Source organism: Myroides guanonis (genome assembly GCF_900114085.1).
In the GTDB taxonomy this organism is placed as follows: domain Bacteria; phylum Bacteroidota; class Bacteroidia; order Flavobacteriales; family Flavobacteriaceae; genus Flavobacterium; species Flavobacterium guanonis.
In genome coordinates, this window is sequence record NZ_FORU01000008.1 from 75,335 (window position 1) to 92,422 (window position 17,088).

A 17,088-nucleotide genomic window follows, 5' to 3' on the forward strand; every position below is an offset into this window, starting at 1 on the left:
TTATATTTTTTATAAAAAGCTTATTCATCAATCAATATCAGCTTAGACAATAGGTTTTAAGTAACAGTCTAAAAAGAATAATTTATTTTATTAAATATCTCTTAGAGCTCTCAGAAATCATTTCTAATTCATGAGTTCTATCAAACAATATATTACACTCTCTCAATGTTATAGCATCCCCACTTCCCAAAGAATTAAATACAACTTTTAATTTAGTACCTTCTGTACTGTTTGGAAAATAATTTGTAACAATGAAAGTTTCATAACTATCAGTTTTATACCAATTTGAATCCTTTTTATATATTTCTTTACTATTACAAACTTTTATCCATTCATTTTTAAACACATAGATATCATAATCAACCGGTAAAGTATTATTAGAAGTGGAATAGAAAACGATTCCTTCAATATCCTTCGTTTCTCCCCAAAATTCAAAAACAAGCTCAGAACCTACCTTATTAGTACTCCAGTAGTTACCCCAAGACCATAACTCATCATTTACGTGATTTACGCCAAACTTGTCACTGTCAATACTATGAGAAGCACTGATTGATTTATACTTGTTTTGATTATAGAAATCAGTTACCTCACCTGTATCAGACTTTAAAAACTTATGGGCATACTCTTTAAAAACTTCTTCACCAGTCCAATTAAACAATGTTAGAAGTTGATAAACAACTAATTCATGATAGTGATCTGGGTCATCCCCAATCGCAGATGCATATTTTGCAACTCCCCCTTCAATCAACATGTTATAATAGGATGTAAAACTCGCATCATACCTATTAATCTTCGCTTTTAAGCTATTAATTCCTTGTTCAAACAATCGATACGCATCTTGGTTCCCAGTTGTTTGATAACTGTAATATAATCCTCCTAAAGAAAATATAAAACCGTTTAGAACATGTGATTTTGGATCTGCATACTCTTCATAAAAAGGAAAGCCATCCCAATTCGATTGTACACCACCTTCTTCAATACTATAGTCAAATGATCTCACCATTCGTTCTGATAGTCTTAAATACTTTTCATCTTTGGTTACAAAATAAGCTTGAATCATGACTCCAATTCCAAAGCCTTGTGACATTGCCGAAGCCCAATCTTTATTTAAAGAGTAATTATTCACCAATATTGGTGTGGTTAAAACACTAAAGTCTTTTTTGTTGACAATATTGTTTTCAATGAAACCAACTATCTCTAGAAATTGCTTTTTAGATTTCGGATTTTTAGTCTCAATATAGTTTTGATAATTGCTCAGAGCTGCACGAGTATATGTTATTGGATAATAATCAACAACCGTCTCGTATTTCAACATGGGGATACCTTTAGCGTCCTTTGGATATGAATCAAAAATGTTCAGATTCGCATTTGAAAAAGGGAAAATAGGAAGTGAATCTCTGTACTTGTCTTTTAACTCATACATTTTATTCTCTTCTAAATTTTTAGCCTTCTCTACAACAACACCATCCTTATCATCATATTTCTTTTCGTATTCAACGATCGAAAGTGTCGAATTATCATTATTCTTATTACAACCAACCGCAATTAATACGACAAGACCAACTACATAATATTTTCTCATATACTATTCTCTAAATTTTTTATCCCAACACACTGTACCTAGGACGTTTCACCTTAGATGAATACTCCTCAGAAGATATTGGATGAACCTTTATTGTTATATTTTCTTCTTTAAATATAGAAACTGCAAAATCATACCAGGAGCAAATCCTATCTCCTCGAAAATGATACAGTCCAAAAACGTGTTTATCAATCAATGACATGATAAAATAACAAACATCTACGGCATTCGTTGGGCATCCTATCTGATCGTCAACAACGCTAATTTCAGACTTCGTTTCACTCAATCTCAACATCGTATTTTTAAAATTATGACCAAAATTAGAGTACACCCAAGAAGTTCTTACTATGTAATAATTAGTCATTAGCTCCTGAATATAGTGCTCACCTTTTAATTTTGATGCTCCATAAACGTTAATAGGATTAGGCGAATCAGTTATCAGATATGGCTCTTTCTTCTCTCCATCAAACACAAAGTCAGTAGAAAGATGTACCAAAGAAACATCAAATTTCAAACAAGTCTTTGCTATATTTTTACATCCCAATGCATTTACTCCAAAAGCTATTTCTTCTTCATCTTCTGCCTTTTCTACATTCGTATAAGCGGCGAAATTAAAACAAATATCTGGACTATTTTTAACAAATGCATTGTCACAACTTTCCAGACTTGTCACATCTAATTCTTGGCTCGATAAGAAAATAAATTCGAAAGTTGGGAATTCAGAAGATATAGATCTTAGCGCTTGTCCCATCTGTCCATTTGCCCCAGTAACTAATATCTTTATCATAGTGGACTTACATCTTTAAACTTAGGAAGAACAAGGTCTTTTTCTGAAATTAAAAAATCCTCATCACGCAGCATCCAATCAATTCCTAAACTCTCATCATTATAGATTATTCCTCCTTCAGACTCTCTGTTATAATAATTGTCACACTTATAACTAAAAATAGCAGTTTCACTTAAAACCAAAAAACCATGTGCAAAACCTCTTGGTATAAATACTTGTTTTTGATTCGTATCAGAAAGTATTTCTTTAATATGCTTGCCGTAAGTTTTCGAGTCCTTTCTAAGATCAACAACAACATCTAGTACCTCGCCTTGTATAACTCTAACTAGCTTTGCTTGTTGATGAACTCCGGTCTGGAAATGCAGTCCTCTTAATACTCCCTTACTAGAAAATGACTGATTATCTTGAACAAAATGAACTAATAATCCTGTTTTATCTCGAAAAATAGCTTCATTAAAACTTTCAAAAAAATAACCTCTCTCATCTTCAAATTTCTGAGGTTTAAGTATAAAACAATCTTCAATTTCTGTTTTTGTCACCTCCATTTTTACTGCTTTTCTCTAATTTTATATTTCTTAATAATCGTAGATAAACCTAATATAATTACAGTTAAAACAGAAAAAAGAACAACGTACTTTAAGATACTAACTAATAAAGATTTACTTTTTTTATTGTTTCCTGCACTGCTCACATCATTACTCTTAAAATAAGTAGCAACGAAAAACACTTCATTAGCTTCTAAGATTTCAACCGCATTCTTCTCAATTTGGTCCAATAAATTCTTCTTAGCTTCTAAGGCACTTTGCAGATCAACGACCTCTAAAGCATTCGTACTCCCCGTTCCTATTTTCTCCAAATATCTATTCGCATTCGATAAGTCCTTCTGAAATTCTTCTTTCTTAAGTAATAAGTTCTCAATCCCAATTCTCTTTCTTTCCTTAAAATAATCAATCGAAGACATATATTTATGTAGCTCCTCAATAAACAAATCTACATTGAAATTAGAATCGCCTTCAAGGCTTAACTCTTGAAAATGATAATTTTTAGCAGTGGCTGGATAATGAAGTCCTTCTTCTGATTTCGCGAATTTCGCATTGAGATTACCGAAAATAGCAGCTTTTACAGGGTCCTCCCCAATAAAGCCATAAATATCCTCAATACTTTTTAAGCTACTATTGTATAACTGTTGACTATTAAAGGTGTTTTCAAAGTTTGTATCAACCAATCGATTTAAATAATCAACACTCTCATATTTGGGAGCTATAATTATAGTATATACCGTTGTTTCTTCAGCAATAACCTCTTGTCTCTGCTCTACAAAATATCCAAAAACAACTCCAATAATAATTGCGATTAGAAAGTAATACCACTTTTTCAATATACTTTTCATCAATTTATAAATTGTATAACCAAGATTATCTAGAAAAGAAAAAACAGACTCCTTTAAATATTTTAAATCTATTTCTTCAAATTGTTCCTCATTGTTCGTTTTTCCGCTCCTCATTAATTCCTTTAAATTATTTTAACTTTAATATTTGTTCTAGTATCTTAATTGTAATCAGATAGGTTGGTTTCACTCCCGTTGTCCCTAACCCTCCAGAAGCCAAGGTACTCCCTGTTTCTAATGGATTATCTGAAGCATAATAAGCATAGCGTACCTTAACATCAGGATTAATACTCTTTCTAATTTTGGAAGCCGATTGAATAGCCTTCTGATAATGAGATCCCTCCATTTCTAAACCAATTACTCCCCAAGTAGAATCATGAAAAAACTTGAGTAAATCTTTATTCTGTAAAGAAGTTCCTAAAACGGTTACCATAGTTCCTTCCACTACCGGTATTTTATTACCTTTAAACATCTCAGCAGTCAATTCATTCTCAAATGGATAGTTATCCCCTGTTCCTTCATTAATATGAGCAAATGGAATCATAATATCTCCCTTTCCTCCAGTTAAAATACCCGCCTTTCCCATGATAGAGACCGACTCGACATTTAAAAAAGTATCCTTCTTATACGGCTTTAACAATTCGTCGATTGTTTCATAAGCCTGCTCACCAAATGCGTAATCCATTACAATAATAACGGGAAACTCCCCCTCTACTTTCTGTTTTGCAAAAGGAGTCTGGTCAAATTTAATTCGTGCTGTATCAAATAATTGAACATCTATATTAGTACCAGATTCATCAGCTAAAAACATCATTCCCTCTGCCTCTGCTCTTTCACGAACAGTTCTTCTCAACTCTCCATTTTCAGGCTTACTCAACTCTTCATAGAGCTCTAACTCAGAATCAAAATCTAAAATATCTTTTAAAGCAGAACTAGCAAATATTGAATTCATAACACTGTGCATATTAGCACTAATCACATGAATTGGTCTATCTAACAATTTCTTGCTTTTTAAAACCTCTTTGATCCTATCAGACCAAATTTCACCATAAATATGGTGACCTAATCGCTCTCTTAATATTGGGCTAAACGTAATAGTTCTTTTATTGTTATCTATCACTTCCTCGATTGCTAATTTCCCCAACCAATAAATTACATCTAGAAAGCGATCTGGATTTTCGGGAATTGCGAATTTTTCATATATAGAAAGCACCTCCGAAAAAGTTCTTCCCAATACATTACACAAATGTGAAATCGCAATTTCTTTTTGTTCTAAATCTAAAGTATCCTGATTGTATACCGCTTGTTGAATTTTATGCCAATCACGTGTAACTTTACCAGAATCATCAATCAATACTTTGTCTTTTATCTTATGCGACTCTACAAAAATAAAAGTCAAATGTGTCAAAACATCATATATATCCGAACGACCACGTGTAATTTCAATATTCATTTGTTCTTCATCAATGCGATAACAATTTCTTCTACGCTTTGGAGGAACTAATGGTGTAAAATGAGAAAAAGCATAGCCTTCATCAGAAGTAAGGTTTATATATCTACATTCTTCTATTCCAATTGGCAATCGTTCAATAACATATAAAAGTCCGTTTAACTCAACCTTCTCTTCAGCAATAGTTCCATAAATTTCAGGTCTTAATTCCAAAAGTGCCTCTCTTAAAGTATCACCAGAAACCCCCATTGGTTTATAAAACCCTCTATTAAACAAGTGTCGCATAGTAATATACATACGCTCAATAGCTGCAGATGAAACCTGAGCCCGTGTTCTTGATATATCTTTTATCTCTTTCATAATCTCTATTTTTATTTAACTAATTTCAATTGAGAAACAATATTTCTATCGTTGCTCAACCTTGGAAGTTTATTCTGTCCTCCCAATTTTCCTATACTCTTCATATAGTCTTCAAAACCGTGATTTTCAACCACTCTTATGACCAATGTTCTCAATACATTACCCGTAATTAAATCGTCATAATATACATTTTGCTTTCGCATTGCATAATCGATTTTTAAAGCAAAGGCATCCATATCCTCAGGTTTATTTTCAAAATCGATAAACCATTCGTGATAAGGCAATCCAGTATCTGGTGTTATTTGTGGTGCGACAGTAAATTCATTTACAGAAATAGTAGTTCCAAGCATTGCTTCTCCCAAAGCTTTTTCAACTTCTTTACCGATAACGTGTTCTCCAAAAGCAGAAATAAAATGTTTTATCCTACCCGAAACCACTATACGATAAGGTTTTATACTCGTAAACCGAACAGTATCCCCTATATCATAAGCCCACAAACCAGCATTAGTTGAAATAATCAAAGCATAATTAACACCCAATTCAACTTCTCCTATAGTAAGTCGTCTACAATCTGGTTTACCGTAGTCTTTCACATCTATAAACTCATAAAAAATTCCTCCATCTAAAAGCAACAACATCCCTTCTTCTACTTGAGAATCTTGATAAGCGAAAAAACCTTCAGACGCTGGAAATAATTCAATAGATGGAACCTTTCGTCCTATTAATTGTTCAAATTTCGATTTATAGGGTTCATAATTAACGCCTCCATAAATAAACAATTCGAAATTTTTAAAAACTTCACCTACAGGTTTTCCAGTACGTTGTTTGATTCTTTCAAAATACATTTGAACCCAACTTGGTATTCCAGAGATCACAGTCATATCTTCATGTACTGTTTCGTCAATAATGGCTTCCACTTTTGTCTCCCAATCTTCGATACAATTGGTTTCCCAACTTGGCATTCTATTTTTTTGCAGATAATTAGGAACATAATGAGCTACAATTCCTGATAACCTTCCAAATTTAATTTTATTCTTCTCTTCTAATATAGGACTACCTTGTAAAAAAATCATCTTACCATCTACAAAATCAGCCTTTCCAGTTTCATGGACATAAGCTAAAATCGCATTTCTTGCGGCCTTTATATGATAAGGCATCGATTCTTTCGTTAATGGGATATATTTGGCCCCTGAGGTCGTTCCAGAAGTTTTAGCAAAATATACTGGTCTACCTTTCCACAATACATTTTCCTCTCCTTCAACAATTCTCTCAATATATTTCTTAAGCCCCTCATAATCTCGAACAGGAACCTGATTTGAGAAATCAATGACAGTTTCTATACCCTGAAAATTATGATCCTTACCAAAAGCTGTAATGCTCGCCTCTTTCACCAATGATTTCAAAACTTTTTGCTGTGTTTCAACAGGATTTTGAACCCATTTTTGATTTTGAGTATGAACAATCTGAGCGAATATTTTTGAAGCAAATGATTTTAAAGACATATAATATATTATTGGAAATCTATAAATAGTGTTGGGTCTAAAGGGTTTGAGTCTTTCCAAAGTTCAAAGTGAAAATGCGATGAATCTTCAATACCTCCACCGGTCAAAGCAATTACCTCACCACTTTTAACCTGATCTCCTTGTGATTTTGTTAAACTACTAGCGTGTTTATAAACAGAAATTAATCCTTCTTCATGTAATAAGATAATACTATACCCATCTTTAGGAGTCCAATCGGAAAATAAAACCATCCCTTTTGTAATAGCTTTGATAGGAGTATTTATTGGAGAAGCAATATCCAAAGCATAATGTTTATTAGCCACATCATACTTCTTAACTATACTTCCTTTTAATGGCGCAAAAAGAACACTATTAACTTTAGGACTAGCTTCTTTGAAAACATTGTATTTATCCTCTAATCGCACCAACTCCCTCAATTTCAAGTCTTTCTCACTTGGCTTAATTTGCTCTAATTGCTCTTCTAAATCCTGAACTTTATTAAGAGAATCAATAGCACTTTTTGAAACAGCAACGTCTCCTGTTAATACCTTTTGAAGTGAAGCTAAATATCTCTCATTCTTAGAGATAACTTGTTCTAAAGAATCTACTTTAAATGAAAGTTCAATCGCATTTTCTTTTAATTCGGTTGAGGAATATCCAGGAATAAATTCCTTCATTGGTGTAAATACCATTAAAATTACGGTTGAAACAATCAACATAAAAAATAGAGTGAGTGTTCCTCCAACTACATTTAATAGATTCAATTTAAAAGAAAGGATTTCTTCAAAAGTATTCTCATTCAACAAAACGAGGCGATTCTTATTGAGAAATCTTTTTTTCAAATGCTGTCTTTTGAGCCTTTTCTCAGACATAATTTTGAAGATTTACTTCACAAATATAGCAATAAAATTAGCTATCATATTCCGTTTTGAGCTATTATTCACAGTATTTAGTGTTCTCTATGTTAATCTTTTTACAATTCAAAAACATTTTAGTCACACAATGGATCGAGTCCCATTTTTATCTTTATCTTTGTTCCAATATAATAATATAATCAACCAAAGATGAACGCATTATTTGTAATATTAGGAATCGTTGGACCATGGCAAATCATTTTAATTATAGCTATAGTTCTATTGTTATTTGGAGGTAAAAAAATCCCTGAATTAATGAGAGGTCTAGGCTCTGGAATTAAAGAATTTAAGGACGCTACCAAAGAAGAGAACACAAATACCAATTCTAAGAATACTTCAAAAGACGAAACGAATACTAATCAATAGTACCATTCCGCTTTTATAACATATGCACCAATTTCATTGGTGCTTTTTTTTTGCAAAAAAAAACGCCCATCTGTGTCAGATGGGCATCTTTCCTTATAAAACATAATAAAAACACTACTTACTTACGGTTTTATACAACTATGAATTGTAATAAACGCAAACTTGCAACTTAAATTAAGCAATAGTAGTGCCAACAAATATTTTTTTCAAAATACGCTTTACAAACCAGCACTCAAAAACACATAACCAATTGAACTACAACAGATAGAGTAGGTAAGTGGTGTTTGTTTTATTATACAACAAATTATATAATTGCCTTTACATTATGTAGATTCAAAAGAGATTCCACACCACTTATGGAGATATTCCACACTTTAATTCAATATCATAGACAGTTGAATACGCTTTTTTGATTCATCTACCTCCAAAACTTTCACCATTACATGTTGATGTAACTTTACAATCTCATTCACATCAGACACAAAACCTTCTCTTAATTGAGAAATATGAACCAAACCACTTTCTTTAATTCCTATATCTACAAAGCACCCAAAATTAGTAATGTTATTTACGATTCCAGGCAATACTTTTCCAACCGATATGTCCCGTATTGTTTTCACAGAAGCATCAAACTCAAATACTTTTGCTGATTTTCTTGGATCTAGACCTGGTTTTTCCAATTCTTTCAAAATATCATTTAAGGTCATTATTCCCAGAGTGTCTGTTACGTAATTCTCAACCTTTATTGACTCAATCATTTTCTTATTAGAAATCAATTCATCCATCGAAATTTTTAAGTCCTTAGCCATTTTTTCAACAATAGCATATGCCTCTGGATGCACCGCCGAATTATCTAAAGGATTAACTCCTCCAACAACTCTAACAAATGCTGCCGCTTGTTGAAACGCTTTATCACCAAGTCTAGGAACTTTTTTCAACTCACTTCTACTTTCAAAAGCTCCATTTTCAGCACGATAAGCTAAAATATTCTCAGCTAATTTTTCGCCAATACCAGAAACATAATTCAACAAAGACTTACTAGCAGTATTTAAATTCACTCCAACTGCATTAACACTATGCATTACCACAGTATCTAATTCATTTTTAAGTAAATTTTGATCTACATCATGTTGATACTGTCCAACTCCGATAGACTTTGGATCTATCTTCACCAATTCTGCCAATGGATCGGCCAATCTTCTTCCAATTGACACAGCACCTCGAACAGTGACATCATAGTTAGGAAACTCTTCTCGAGCTATTTTCGACGCAGAATAAACAGATGCCCCAGCTTCATTGACAATAAAAACCTGAAGAGGTTTATCAAAAGCAATTTTCTTAATAAAAAACTCCGTTTCACGAGAAGCGGTACCATTTCCAATAGCAATAGCATCAATCTTATATGAATTTACCATAGAACGAATCTTCTTCATTGCCATAGCACTATCTTTCTGAGGAGGATGAGGAAATATAGTTTCATTGTATAAAAGTCCGCCGTTCTCATCTAAACACACTATTTTACAACCCGAACGATAACCCGGGTCAATTGCCAATATTCTCTTTTCTCCCAAGGGAGCCCCTAATAGCAATTGAGAAAGATTATTAGCAAATACTTTAATAGAACCCTTATCTGCTTTTAATTTAGCTTCTTGCAAAGCCTCATTGGACAAGGCAGGTTCTAGTAATCGTTTATAGGAATCCTTAATGGCAATATTGATCTGTTCCGCACAATTACCATCGGTTTTTACAATTGTTCGTTCTATTGAATCCAGCGCATCCTCTTTATCAATTTCAACCTTTACTCTTACAAACCCCTCATTCTCTGCTCTTAATAACGCTAACAATCTATGAGATGCAATTCTTGACAATGACTCTGACCAATCAAAATATTGTTCAAACTTCTTAGCCTCTTCATCCTTTTCTTTAGATTTTATTACCTTACTAGAAACAATGGCTTTCTGTTCAAATTTTCTTCTAAGCAATTTTCTAATAAATCCATTTTCATTGATCCATTCAGCTATGATATCACGAGCACCTTCAAGAGCAAGTTCTTCACTTTCTATAATTCCCTTACAATATTTGGAAGCAATAGAGGAGAGGTCCTCCGATCTTTGTGCCATTATAATTTTAGCTAAAGGTTCTAAGCCATTTTCACGAGCTATGCTAGCTTTTGTCTTACGTTTCTTTTTAAAAGGTAAATACAAATCTTCTAATTCTACTAAATCAAAGCTTTTAGAAATGTTTTGCTTGAGCGTTTCTGTTAAAAAACCTTGTTCATCAATAGCAGCTAGTATACTTTCTTTACGCTTTATTAAAACATCATACGATTGCATTGCTTTTGCAATATTCTCAATAGCTACTTCGTCTAAATTACCTGTTTGGTCTTTCCTATAACGAGAGATAAATGGAATCGTGCAATCATCTTGTAATAATCCTATAGTTTTTTCAATATTTCTAGAAGTCGTATCCACCGATTGTTGGATAAATTCAATAAGAGTCATAATCCATGCTTTTAGATAGCTAAAATACTACCTTTGCAAGAATTTATATACGATATGAAGTTTTTATTCGCTTATCTAATCATCATCAACTACATCAGTTTTTCAATGTTCGCTTATGACAAAGAGCAAGCTAAAAAACAGGGCAGGAGAGTGGCAGAAAAAAATCTGCTAACACTGTGTTTCATTGGCGGCAGTCTAGGTGGTTGGATTGGGATGAATAAACTCAGACACAAATCTTCGAAATCTTCGTTCAAACTCAAATTATTAGGAATAACACTTTTTCAACTACTAATATTATTGACACTTTTTAGAAGGTAGTTCCACATTCAATTATTTTACTTCTTCTATTACTTTCACAATTGATTGATTCAAAAACATTGTAGAACACTTCTTTTCGAAAGTACAAAACCTCCAAATTCTTATAATTCAACAGTTCTCAGGATGATGTTTTTAAGTAAGTGCATCTATACTCGATCTATAGTGTATCTATACTCAATCTATAGAATAAGCTGTTTTTATAGATGGAGTATAGATACGGTATAAATTGGTTGTAGATAAACACAACAGTAGACTGAATGTATTTTATTCAAAAAAGAAGAACTGAAAAAATCCAATTATATCTTATGAACTTAAAGTTTAAAAAGATCCAAGTTCAAAAAGTGAGTCCGATAAGAAATAATTCCATTTTAAAAGCAGTATCTGCTAATCCTAGTAATAGTAAGCCTTCCTCCCTAGTAGATAAGCTATACAAACGACATTCATCCGATACATATATGCTCTCACCTCGGTCAGACCTCGTTCGGAACACGGCACTTCTACGCTCAAGAGTAGAAGCATCCATACTTGAGCTATACTTCATCCCTACAGTAACTAAGAACAGAACCATAAGGCAACCTTTATTTGAAGAGCATTACAATTTCACACCGCATGTAATTATGCATTTGATAAAAAAGCGCTTTTAGAAAGAGTTTAAAAGGCTATGAATCAGGTTCTAAGCCACAAGGAATGATTTGTTTTTTTAGTTCTCAAGAAAACTATAAATATTAAAAACAAAAAAGCCAACCTGATTTAGGTTGGCTTTTGTAGAGGCATCGAGCGGATTCGAACCGCTGTAGACGGTTTTGCAGACCGCTTCCTAGCCACTCGGACACGATGCCTTATCCGTTATGGTTGGCAAACTTAATACTATTTTTTGAAAATAAAAACGAAAATTGCAATGTTTTCAATTTTTACTTTGTACAAATTACCTAGTTCTTTGCAACTCAACCGTTACCGAGGCTACATCACCACCAATTGGAGGATTAATTTTTGAAACACCTACACGAATCTCTGTAATCATAGGGATTTCAATCAAAATTCTATTTATAATACGCCTGCAAACATGCTCTAAAAGTTTAGAACGTATATCCATTTCTTCGACTACTATTTTATTCAAATGAACATAATCAACCGTATCAACCAAATTATCTGAAAGAGAAGCTTCCGTGAAATCTGCCTTAGCTTCTAGATCTATTCTGTAATCTGAACCTATTTTTGCCTCCTCATTCATACATCCGTGAAACGAATATGTACGAATATTATTTAATTTTATAATTCCCATATCACTATACTTTAAACTAAAAAGTAGTTAAAACTACGAATAATTTATGTAACTTTAAATCTTTCAGCCCTTATAAATTGAAACAGAATTGCAAGGGTTTCGCTAACTTTTTGATACATTTGTATCTATAATTTTATATCCATGTCTACAAAAGAAAAATCATTGAATTTCATAGAACAAATCATTGAAGAAGATTTAAAAAATGGTTTGTCAACAAATAAGCTTCGTTTCCGTTTTCCACCAGAGCCTAATGGGTATTTACACATTGGACACGCTAGTTCAATATGCTTAAATTTTGGTTTAGGAATCGATTACAAAGCGCCGGTAAACCTTCGTTTTGACGATACAAATCCCACAAAAGAAGAGCAGGAATTTGTCGATGCAATCAAACACGATGTTACTTGGTTGGGATATGAATGGGATCAAGAGGTATATGCATCTGACTATTTTCAACAATTATACGATTGGGCTATTCAACTTATAAAAGATGGCAAAGCGTATGTAGATAGTCAAACTTCTGAAGAAATGGCTATTCAAAAAGGAACACCTACTCAAGCAGGTGTTGACAGTCCATTTAGAAATAGAACAGTAGAGGAGAACCTAGATTTATTTGAAAGAATGAAACAAGGAGAATTCTCAGAAGGAGAGCATATATTAAGAGCTAAAATAGATATGGCTTCAACAAATATGTTGATGCGCGATCCAATAATGTATCGAATTCTGAAAGCTTCTCACCATAGAACAGGCAATGATTGGTGTATCTATCCAATGTATGATTGGGCTCATGGAGAAAGTGACTATTTAGAACAAATTTCACACTCTTTCTGTACGTTAGAATTTTTACCTCACAGAGAGTTATACGATTGGTTCTTAGACCAAATCATAGACCCAACTTTGGTTCGTCCTAAACAACGAGAATTTGCACGAAGAAATTTATCTCATACTGTAGTAAGTAAACGTAAATTGGCGCAATTGGTTCAAGAAGGACATGTTACAGGCTGGGACGACCCAAGAATGTCTACAATTTCAGGAATGAGACGAAGAGGTTATACTCCAACAGCTATTAAAAACTTTGCCAATACTATTGGAATTGCTAAAAGAGATAATCTTATAGACGTTTCTTTATTGGAGTTTTGCGTTAGAGAAGACCTTAACAAAATAGCTCCAAGAGTTATGGCTGTTTTAGATCCTGTCAAACTAATCATCACTAACTATCCAGAAGGGCAGGAGGAATGGCTTGATGCAGAAAACAATCCGGAAGAAGAGGTAATGACTTATAGAAAGGTACCTTTCTCAAAAGAACTTTATATTGAAAGAGATGATTTCATGGAAGCGGCTAATAGTAAATATTTCCGATTAACTTTAGGTAAAGAAGTACGTTTAAAAAACGCTTATATCATTAAAGGAGAGGGTGTTGTTAAAGACGAAAATGGAAATATCACAGAGATTCATGCTACATATGATGCTGACAGTAGAAGTGGTAGTGGTTCTGAGGCAAGTAAGCGCAAGGTTAAGGGAACTATTCATTGGGTTTCTGTTCCGCACGCTGTAGAAGCTGATATTTACAATTACGATCGTTTATTTACACACGAAAATCCTGATGGAAACAAAGAGATTGATTTCAAAGAATACATCAACCCTGATTCATTATCTATAACAAAAGGATATTTAGAACCTAGTTTAACAACAGCTGAGTCGGGTGATAAATTTCAGTTTCAACGTATTGGTTATTTCTGTGTAGACAAAAATTCTACTAAAGAAAACCTAATATTTAATAAGACTGTTGGGCTGCGCGATACTTGGGCTAAGTTAGATTCTAAATAATTAATTTTGTCAAAAAAACTGATTTTTCTTACAAATAATTTAATATTAACAATCGCTTAACGGTTTAAAGGGCGTTTTTTTGTAACTTTATTACATTATTAATCAAAAAATCAATTGTTATGTCAAACAACTTAGGAAGCACAGCTATGGCTGTATTAGCAGGAGTAGTAGTAGGTGCAGGATTAGGAATACTTTTTGCTCCTGAAGAAGGAAAGAAAGTAAGAAACAAAATAAAAAAAGGTTTTGATCAATCAAAAGATGAGTTGACTGATAAAATCGATGAGTTAAAGAAACAAGTTAAAAATGTAGTTGAGAGAAAGAAAAATGACTTTGAATCTGGATTTGAAGAACTTGTATCAACTACTGGAAAAAAATCGGAAGACGTAATCGAAGCTTTAGAAAAAAAATTAGCTCATTTGAAAAGTGAAGCTGAAAAACAAGTAGCTGCGGCTAAGAAATAAATCTGATTATGGCATTTGAAGAAGTAAAAGAAGATTTTAAAGATTTAAAGGATTACACCAAAAACTACATCGATAGCAATATCAAGTATTATCAGCTTTGGGGATTAAAAGTAAGTTCCGAGGCAATGACCTATATATTGATTCGATTTATCATAGGCTTTTTTGCAATGATAAGTTTTATGTTTCTTTCTTTTGCTGCTGCTTTTGCTATTGGAATTGCATTAAAAAACAACTCTTTAGGCTTTTTGATAGTGGGCGTTTTTTATATTTTAGTAATAGGTGTTATTATCTATTTTAGAAATGTTTTAATTACTAAACCCATTATCAAAAAGTTTTCTACTATTTTTTATAGTGAAAACGACTAAATCTCTGCACATGAAACCAAAATATTCTTCATATGAAGAGATTAATAGAGATCTCAAAATTTTAAAAGTTGAAAAAGAACTCGATTTTCATAGAGTATTTCAGTCTTTCGATCAACTTAAAGATGGTTTTACACCCTATAAACTAGCAACAAATACATTCGGAGCCGTTTCATCCGTTATTAAAGGTTCTGGAGGTATTCAAGCTTTTCTTATTACTAGTGTGTTAAAAATTATCTTCAAAAGATTTTTTAAATAGTTACGCTTGTATTAAAACAGAAAAGGGACGCAATTGCGTCCCTTTTCTGTTTTTAAATGCCTTTTTAAACACTTTCTGTATAATCGTGGTCTGATTCTCCTTTAGATGGTTTCTTAGGCTTAGACTTCCCTGATTGAATCGATTCACCAATTTGACTGCTTGCTGCAAAAGAAGCAACCATACTAGACAACATATCAACACCTGCTTGAGGAGAGTTTGGCAATAATATCAGATTCGAATTAGTATCAGCTCCAATAGCTTGTAATGTATCGTAATGTTGTGTTACCACAATCAATGCAGAGGCTTCTTGCGAATTAATACCAACTTTATTTAATACATCAACACTTTCTACTAAACCTCTAGCAATTTCACGTCTCTGATCTGCTATACCCTGTCCTTGCAATCTTTTAGACTCTGCTTCTGCACGTGCCTTCGCAACAATTCTAATCTTACTTGCTTCTGCTTCATATTCAGCCGCTGTCTTCTCTCGATCCGCAGCATTGATACGATTCATCGCATTTTTAACTTGAATGTCTGGATCAATATCCGTTATTAAAGTATTGATTATATCATAGCCATACGTTGTCATCGCCTCATTTAACTCACGCTTTACAGCAATTGCGATATCATCCTTACGTTCAAAAACATCGTCTAATTTCAATTTTGGTACCTCAGCACGAACCACATCAAATACATATGAAGTAATTTGATCGTGCGGATATTCCAACTTATAGAATGCATCATACACTTTCTCTTTAATAACCTTAAACTGTACAGAGACCTTCATCTTAACAAAAACGTTATCCTTTGTTTTTGTCTCAATAATAACATCCAACTGTTGGATTCTTAGATTTAGAACTCCTGAAATCTTATCCACTATTGGAATTTTCAAATGTAAACCCGACTCACGAATACTGTGAAATTTTCCAAATCGCTCTACAATAGCTGACGATTGTTGTTTCACGGTAAAAAAACTCGTGAATAGCAATACTAAAACGAGTACTGCAATAATTCCTAATGTCATATTTTTTGGTTTTTAATTTCCTTAAAGTTAATCATTTTAAAAGAACTCAAAAAAAAATCCCTATTACTAGGGATTTTTTTTATTATTTCTTTAAAGATAACTCTATGACTGCTGATGCCAACAGAATTGGAGGTATGTTAGCATCTGGAAGAAATATTGGAATTAAATTCTCAAATTGCTTTCCATTACCTGAAACAACTAATGTTGTAGCTGTATTTTCAATTACTTTTACTTCAATGTTTGAACCTAATAAATTAAATTTCAACATATCTTTATCTTGACTCCACTTCTCTGTCTGTGATGTTGCCTTACATGCATCATCATGACTTGTAAATGTAGCATCCATTGTCTTTGCAAATACTAAAAAATCTTCGTCACAACCTGCTTTATGAGGATAAGGCAAATTAGCCATTTCATTCCCCATCGCTGTTACCTTTACATTAGAAGGTTTCCATTTTCCAATTAAAAGATTTGGTTCCTCTTCTTCATTATCTCCAGGAACCTCACCGCCATTTCCATCTCCGTTACCATTTCCATCACCTGGCAATTCTGTTTTCTTATCATCTCCAAACATACCAGAATTATCATCACTTGAACAAGACCCCATTAATAAAAAGACAAAAATAGACAGTGACATTAATATTTTCTTCATAGTTATTGTATTTTAAGTTAATATTTAGCTAAAATAACTATTTAGAAATACAAAAAA

At 32.9% G+C, this 17,088-nt stretch carries 18 protein-coding genes and 1 tRNA gene; 6 read left to right on the plus strand and 13 right to left on the minus strand.

The features are described 5' to 3' along the window. Positions 1-82: 82 nt before the first annotated feature. Genes BM024_RS08195 through BM024_RS08225 form a run of 7 tightly spaced genes read right to left on the minus strand, consistent with a single transcriptional unit; the run spans position 83 to position 7,910 of the window. Positions 83-1,582: a D-glucuronyl C5-epimerase family protein gene (locus BM024_RS08195; RefSeq protein WP_090679123.1), complete on the minus strand. Its 1,500-nt coding sequence runs from the start codon at positions 1,580-1,582 to the stop codon at positions 83-85. A 19-nt stretch (positions 1,583-1,601) separates the two neighbouring features. Further along, the gene (gene rfbD / locus BM024_RS08200) at positions 1,602-2,369 is read right to left on the minus strand and encodes a dTDP-4-dehydrorhamnose reductase (protein WP_090679124.1); all 768 of its coding nucleotides are present in this window, start codon (positions 2,367-2,369) and stop codon (positions 1,602-1,604) included. Next, positions 2,366-2,914 (minus strand): dTDP-4-dehydrorhamnose 3,5-epimerase, encoded by a 549-nt coding sequence (rfbC, locus tag BM024_RS08205; protein WP_090679126.1) that lies wholly within the window; start codon positions 2,912-2,914, stop codon positions 2,366-2,368. The genes rfbD and rfbC overlap by 4 nt, the downstream gene beginning before the upstream one ends. 2 nt (positions 2,915-2,916) lie before the next feature. Then, on the minus strand, positions 2,917-3,873 hold the full coding sequence (locus BM024_RS08210; RefSeq protein ID WP_090679128.1) for a hypothetical protein: 957 nt from the start codon (positions 3,871-3,873) through the stop codon (positions 2,917-2,919). Positions 3,874-3,886: 13 nt separating this feature from the next. Next, entirely contained in the window at positions 3,887-5,566 is a 1,680-nt protein-coding gene (locus BM024_RS08215; RefSeq protein ID WP_090679129.1) for a DUF6909 family protein, read from the minus strand. An 11-nt stretch (positions 5,567-5,577) separates the two neighbouring features. Further along, complete coding sequence (locus BM024_RS08220) at positions 5,578-7,068, minus strand: GH3 auxin-responsive promoter family protein (protein WP_090679130.1); 1,491 nt, start codon at positions 7,066-7,068, stop codon at positions 5,578-5,580. Between the two features lie 8 nt (positions 7,069-7,076). Next, entirely contained in the window at positions 7,077-7,910 is an 834-nt protein-coding gene (locus BM024_RS08225) for a murein hydrolase activator EnvC family protein (protein ID WP_317040017.1), read from the minus strand. A gap of 222 nt (positions 7,911-8,132) precedes the next feature. On the opposite strand from BM024_RS08225, the gene BM024_RS08230 reads away from it, so the two are divergent. Beyond that, complete coding sequence (locus BM024_RS08230) at positions 8,133-8,348, plus strand: twin-arginine translocase TatA/TatE family subunit (protein WP_090679134.1); 216 nt, start codon at positions 8,133-8,135, stop codon at positions 8,346-8,348. A 374-nt stretch (positions 8,349-8,722) separates the two neighbouring features. Here the strand turns inward: BM024_RS08230 and BM024_RS08235 are convergent, their stop codons facing one another. Then, complete coding sequence (locus tag BM024_RS08235; RefSeq protein WP_090679136.1) at positions 8,723-10,849, minus strand: Tex family protein; 2,127 nt, start codon at positions 10,847-10,849, stop codon at positions 8,723-8,725. Positions 10,850-10,903: 54 nt separating this feature from the next. Between BM024_RS08235 and BM024_RS08240 the strand changes: the two genes are divergently transcribed. Continuing rightward, complete coding sequence (locus BM024_RS08240; protein ID WP_090679138.1) at positions 10,904-11,167, plus strand: DUF1294 domain-containing protein; 264 nt, start codon at positions 10,904-10,906, stop codon at positions 11,165-11,167. A 334-nt stretch (positions 11,168-11,501) separates the two neighbouring features. Here the strand turns inward: BM024_RS08240 and BM024_RS08245 are convergent, their stop codons facing one another. From BM024_RS08245 to folB, 3 genes are all read right to left on the minus strand, one after another. Beyond that, positions 11,502-11,735 carry a hypothetical protein gene (locus BM024_RS08245; protein WP_090679141.1) on the minus strand — a complete coding sequence of 78 codons (234 nt, stop codon included), beginning with the start codon at positions 11,733-11,735 and terminating at the stop codon, positions 11,502-11,504. Positions 11,736-11,935: 200 nt separating this feature from the next. Further along, positions 11,936-12,006, minus strand: a tRNA-Cys gene (locus BM024_RS08250). An 86-nt stretch (positions 12,007-12,092) separates the two neighbouring features. Next, complete coding sequence (gene folB, locus BM024_RS08255) at positions 12,093-12,449, minus strand: dihydroneopterin aldolase (RefSeq protein ID WP_090679143.1); 357 nt, start codon at positions 12,447-12,449, stop codon at positions 12,093-12,095. A 141-nt stretch (positions 12,450-12,590) separates the two neighbouring features. Between folB and BM024_RS08260 the strand changes: the two genes are divergently transcribed. The 4 genes from BM024_RS08260 to BM024_RS08275 all read left to right on the plus strand — a co-directional run bounded on the left by BM024_RS08260 (position 12,591) and on the right by BM024_RS08275 (position 15,355). Then, the gene (locus BM024_RS08260) at positions 12,591-14,273 is read left to right on the plus strand and encodes a glutamine--tRNA ligase/YqeY domain fusion protein (protein WP_090679146.1); all 1,683 of its coding nucleotides are present in this window, start codon (positions 12,591-12,593) and stop codon (positions 14,271-14,273) included. A 119-nt stretch (positions 14,274-14,392) separates the two neighbouring features. After that, positions 14,393-14,734: a YtxH domain-containing protein gene (locus tag BM024_RS08265; protein ID WP_090679149.1), complete on the plus strand. Its 342-nt coding sequence runs from the start codon at positions 14,393-14,395 to the stop codon at positions 14,732-14,734. An 8-nt stretch (positions 14,735-14,742) separates the two neighbouring features. Then, entirely contained in the window at positions 14,743-15,099 is a 357-nt protein-coding gene (locus BM024_RS08270; protein ID WP_090679151.1) for a phage holin family protein, read from the plus strand. A 10-nt stretch (positions 15,100-15,109) separates the two neighbouring features. Beyond that, positions 15,110-15,355 carry a DUF6327 family protein gene (locus BM024_RS08275; RefSeq protein WP_090679155.1) on the plus strand — a complete coding sequence of 82 codons (246 nt, stop codon included), beginning with the start codon at positions 15,110-15,112 and terminating at the stop codon, positions 15,353-15,355. 64 nt (positions 15,356-15,419) lie between these two features. Here the strand turns inward: BM024_RS08275 and BM024_RS08280 are convergent, their stop codons facing one another. Both BM024_RS08280 and BM024_RS08285 read right to left on the minus strand, forming a co-directional pair. Then, the gene (locus tag BM024_RS08280) at positions 15,420-16,379 is read right to left on the minus strand and encodes an SPFH domain-containing protein (RefSeq protein WP_090679157.1); all 960 of its coding nucleotides are present in this window, start codon (positions 16,377-16,379) and stop codon (positions 15,420-15,422) included. A gap of 82 nt (positions 16,380-16,461) precedes the next feature. Continuing rightward, positions 16,462-17,031 (minus strand): hypothetical protein, encoded by a 570-nt coding sequence (locus tag BM024_RS08285; RefSeq protein WP_143077743.1) that lies wholly within the window; start codon positions 17,029-17,031, stop codon positions 16,462-16,464. Between the last annotated feature and the right edge of the window lie 57 nt (positions 17,032-17,088).

What these genes read in the sequence shown, in the direction of transcription:
- rfbD (WP_090679124.1), bottom strand. Translation starts at nt 2,369, where the DNA reads ATGATAAAGATATTAGTTACTGGGGCAAATGGACAGATGGGACAAGCG.
- BM024_RS08280 (WP_090679157.1), bottom strand. Translation starts at nt 16,379, where the DNA reads ATGACATTAGGAATTATTGCAGTACTCGTTTTAGTATTGCTATTCACG.
- BM024_RS08240 (WP_090679138.1), top strand. Translation starts at nt 10,904, where the DNA reads ATGAAGTTTTTATTCGCTTATCTAATCATCATCAACTACATCAGTTTT.
- BM024_RS08230 (WP_090679134.1), top strand. Translation starts at nt 8,133, where the DNA reads ATGAACGCATTATTTGTAATATTAGGAATCGTTGGACCATGGCAAATC.
- BM024_RS08275 (WP_090679155.1), top strand. Translation starts at nt 15,110, where the DNA reads ATGAAACCAAAATATTCTTCATATGAAGAGATTAATAGAGATCTCAAA.
- BM024_RS08260 (WP_090679146.1), top strand. Translation starts at nt 12,591, where the DNA reads ATGTCTACAAAAGAAAAATCATTGAATTTCATAGAACAAATCATTGAA.
- BM024_RS08195 (WP_090679123.1), bottom strand. Translation starts at nt 1,582, where the DNA reads ATGAGAAAATATTATGTAGTTGGTCTTGTCGTATTAATTGCGGTTGGT.
- BM024_RS08285 (WP_143077743.1), bottom strand. Translation starts at nt 17,031, where the DNA reads ATGAAGAAAATATTAATGTCACTGTCTATTTTTGTCTTTTTATTAATG.
- BM024_RS08265 (WP_090679149.1), top strand. Translation starts at nt 14,393, where the DNA reads ATGTCAAACAACTTAGGAAGCACAGCTATGGCTGTATTAGCAGGAGTA.
- BM024_RS08245 (WP_090679141.1), bottom strand. Translation starts at nt 11,735, where the DNA reads ATGGTTCTGTTCTTAGTTACTGTAGGGATGAAGTATAGCTCAAGTATG.
- rfbC (WP_090679126.1), bottom strand. Translation starts at nt 2,914, where the DNA reads ATGGAGGTGACAAAAACAGAAATTGAAGATTGTTTTATACTTAAACCT.
- BM024_RS08210 (WP_090679128.1), bottom strand. Translation starts at nt 3,873, where the DNA reads ATGAGGAGCGGAAAAACGAACAATGAGGAACAATTTGAAGAAATAGAT.
- BM024_RS08270 (WP_090679151.1), top strand. Translation starts at nt 14,743, where the DNA reads ATGGCATTTGAAGAAGTAAAAGAAGATTTTAAAGATTTAAAGGATTAC.
- BM024_RS08215 (WP_090679129.1), bottom strand. Translation starts at nt 5,566, where the DNA reads ATGAAAGAGATAAAAGATATATCAAGAACACGGGCTCAGGTTTCATCT.
- BM024_RS08220 (WP_090679130.1), bottom strand. Translation starts at nt 7,068, where the DNA reads ATGTCTTTAAAATCATTTGCTTCAAAAATATTCGCTCAGATTGTTCAT.
- BM024_RS08235 (WP_090679136.1), bottom strand. Translation starts at nt 10,849, where the DNA reads ATGACTCTTATTGAATTTATCCAACAATCGGTGGATACGACTTCTAGA.
- folB (WP_090679143.1), bottom strand. Translation starts at nt 12,449, where the DNA reads ATGGGAATTATAAAATTAAATAATATTCGTACATATTCGTTTCACGGA.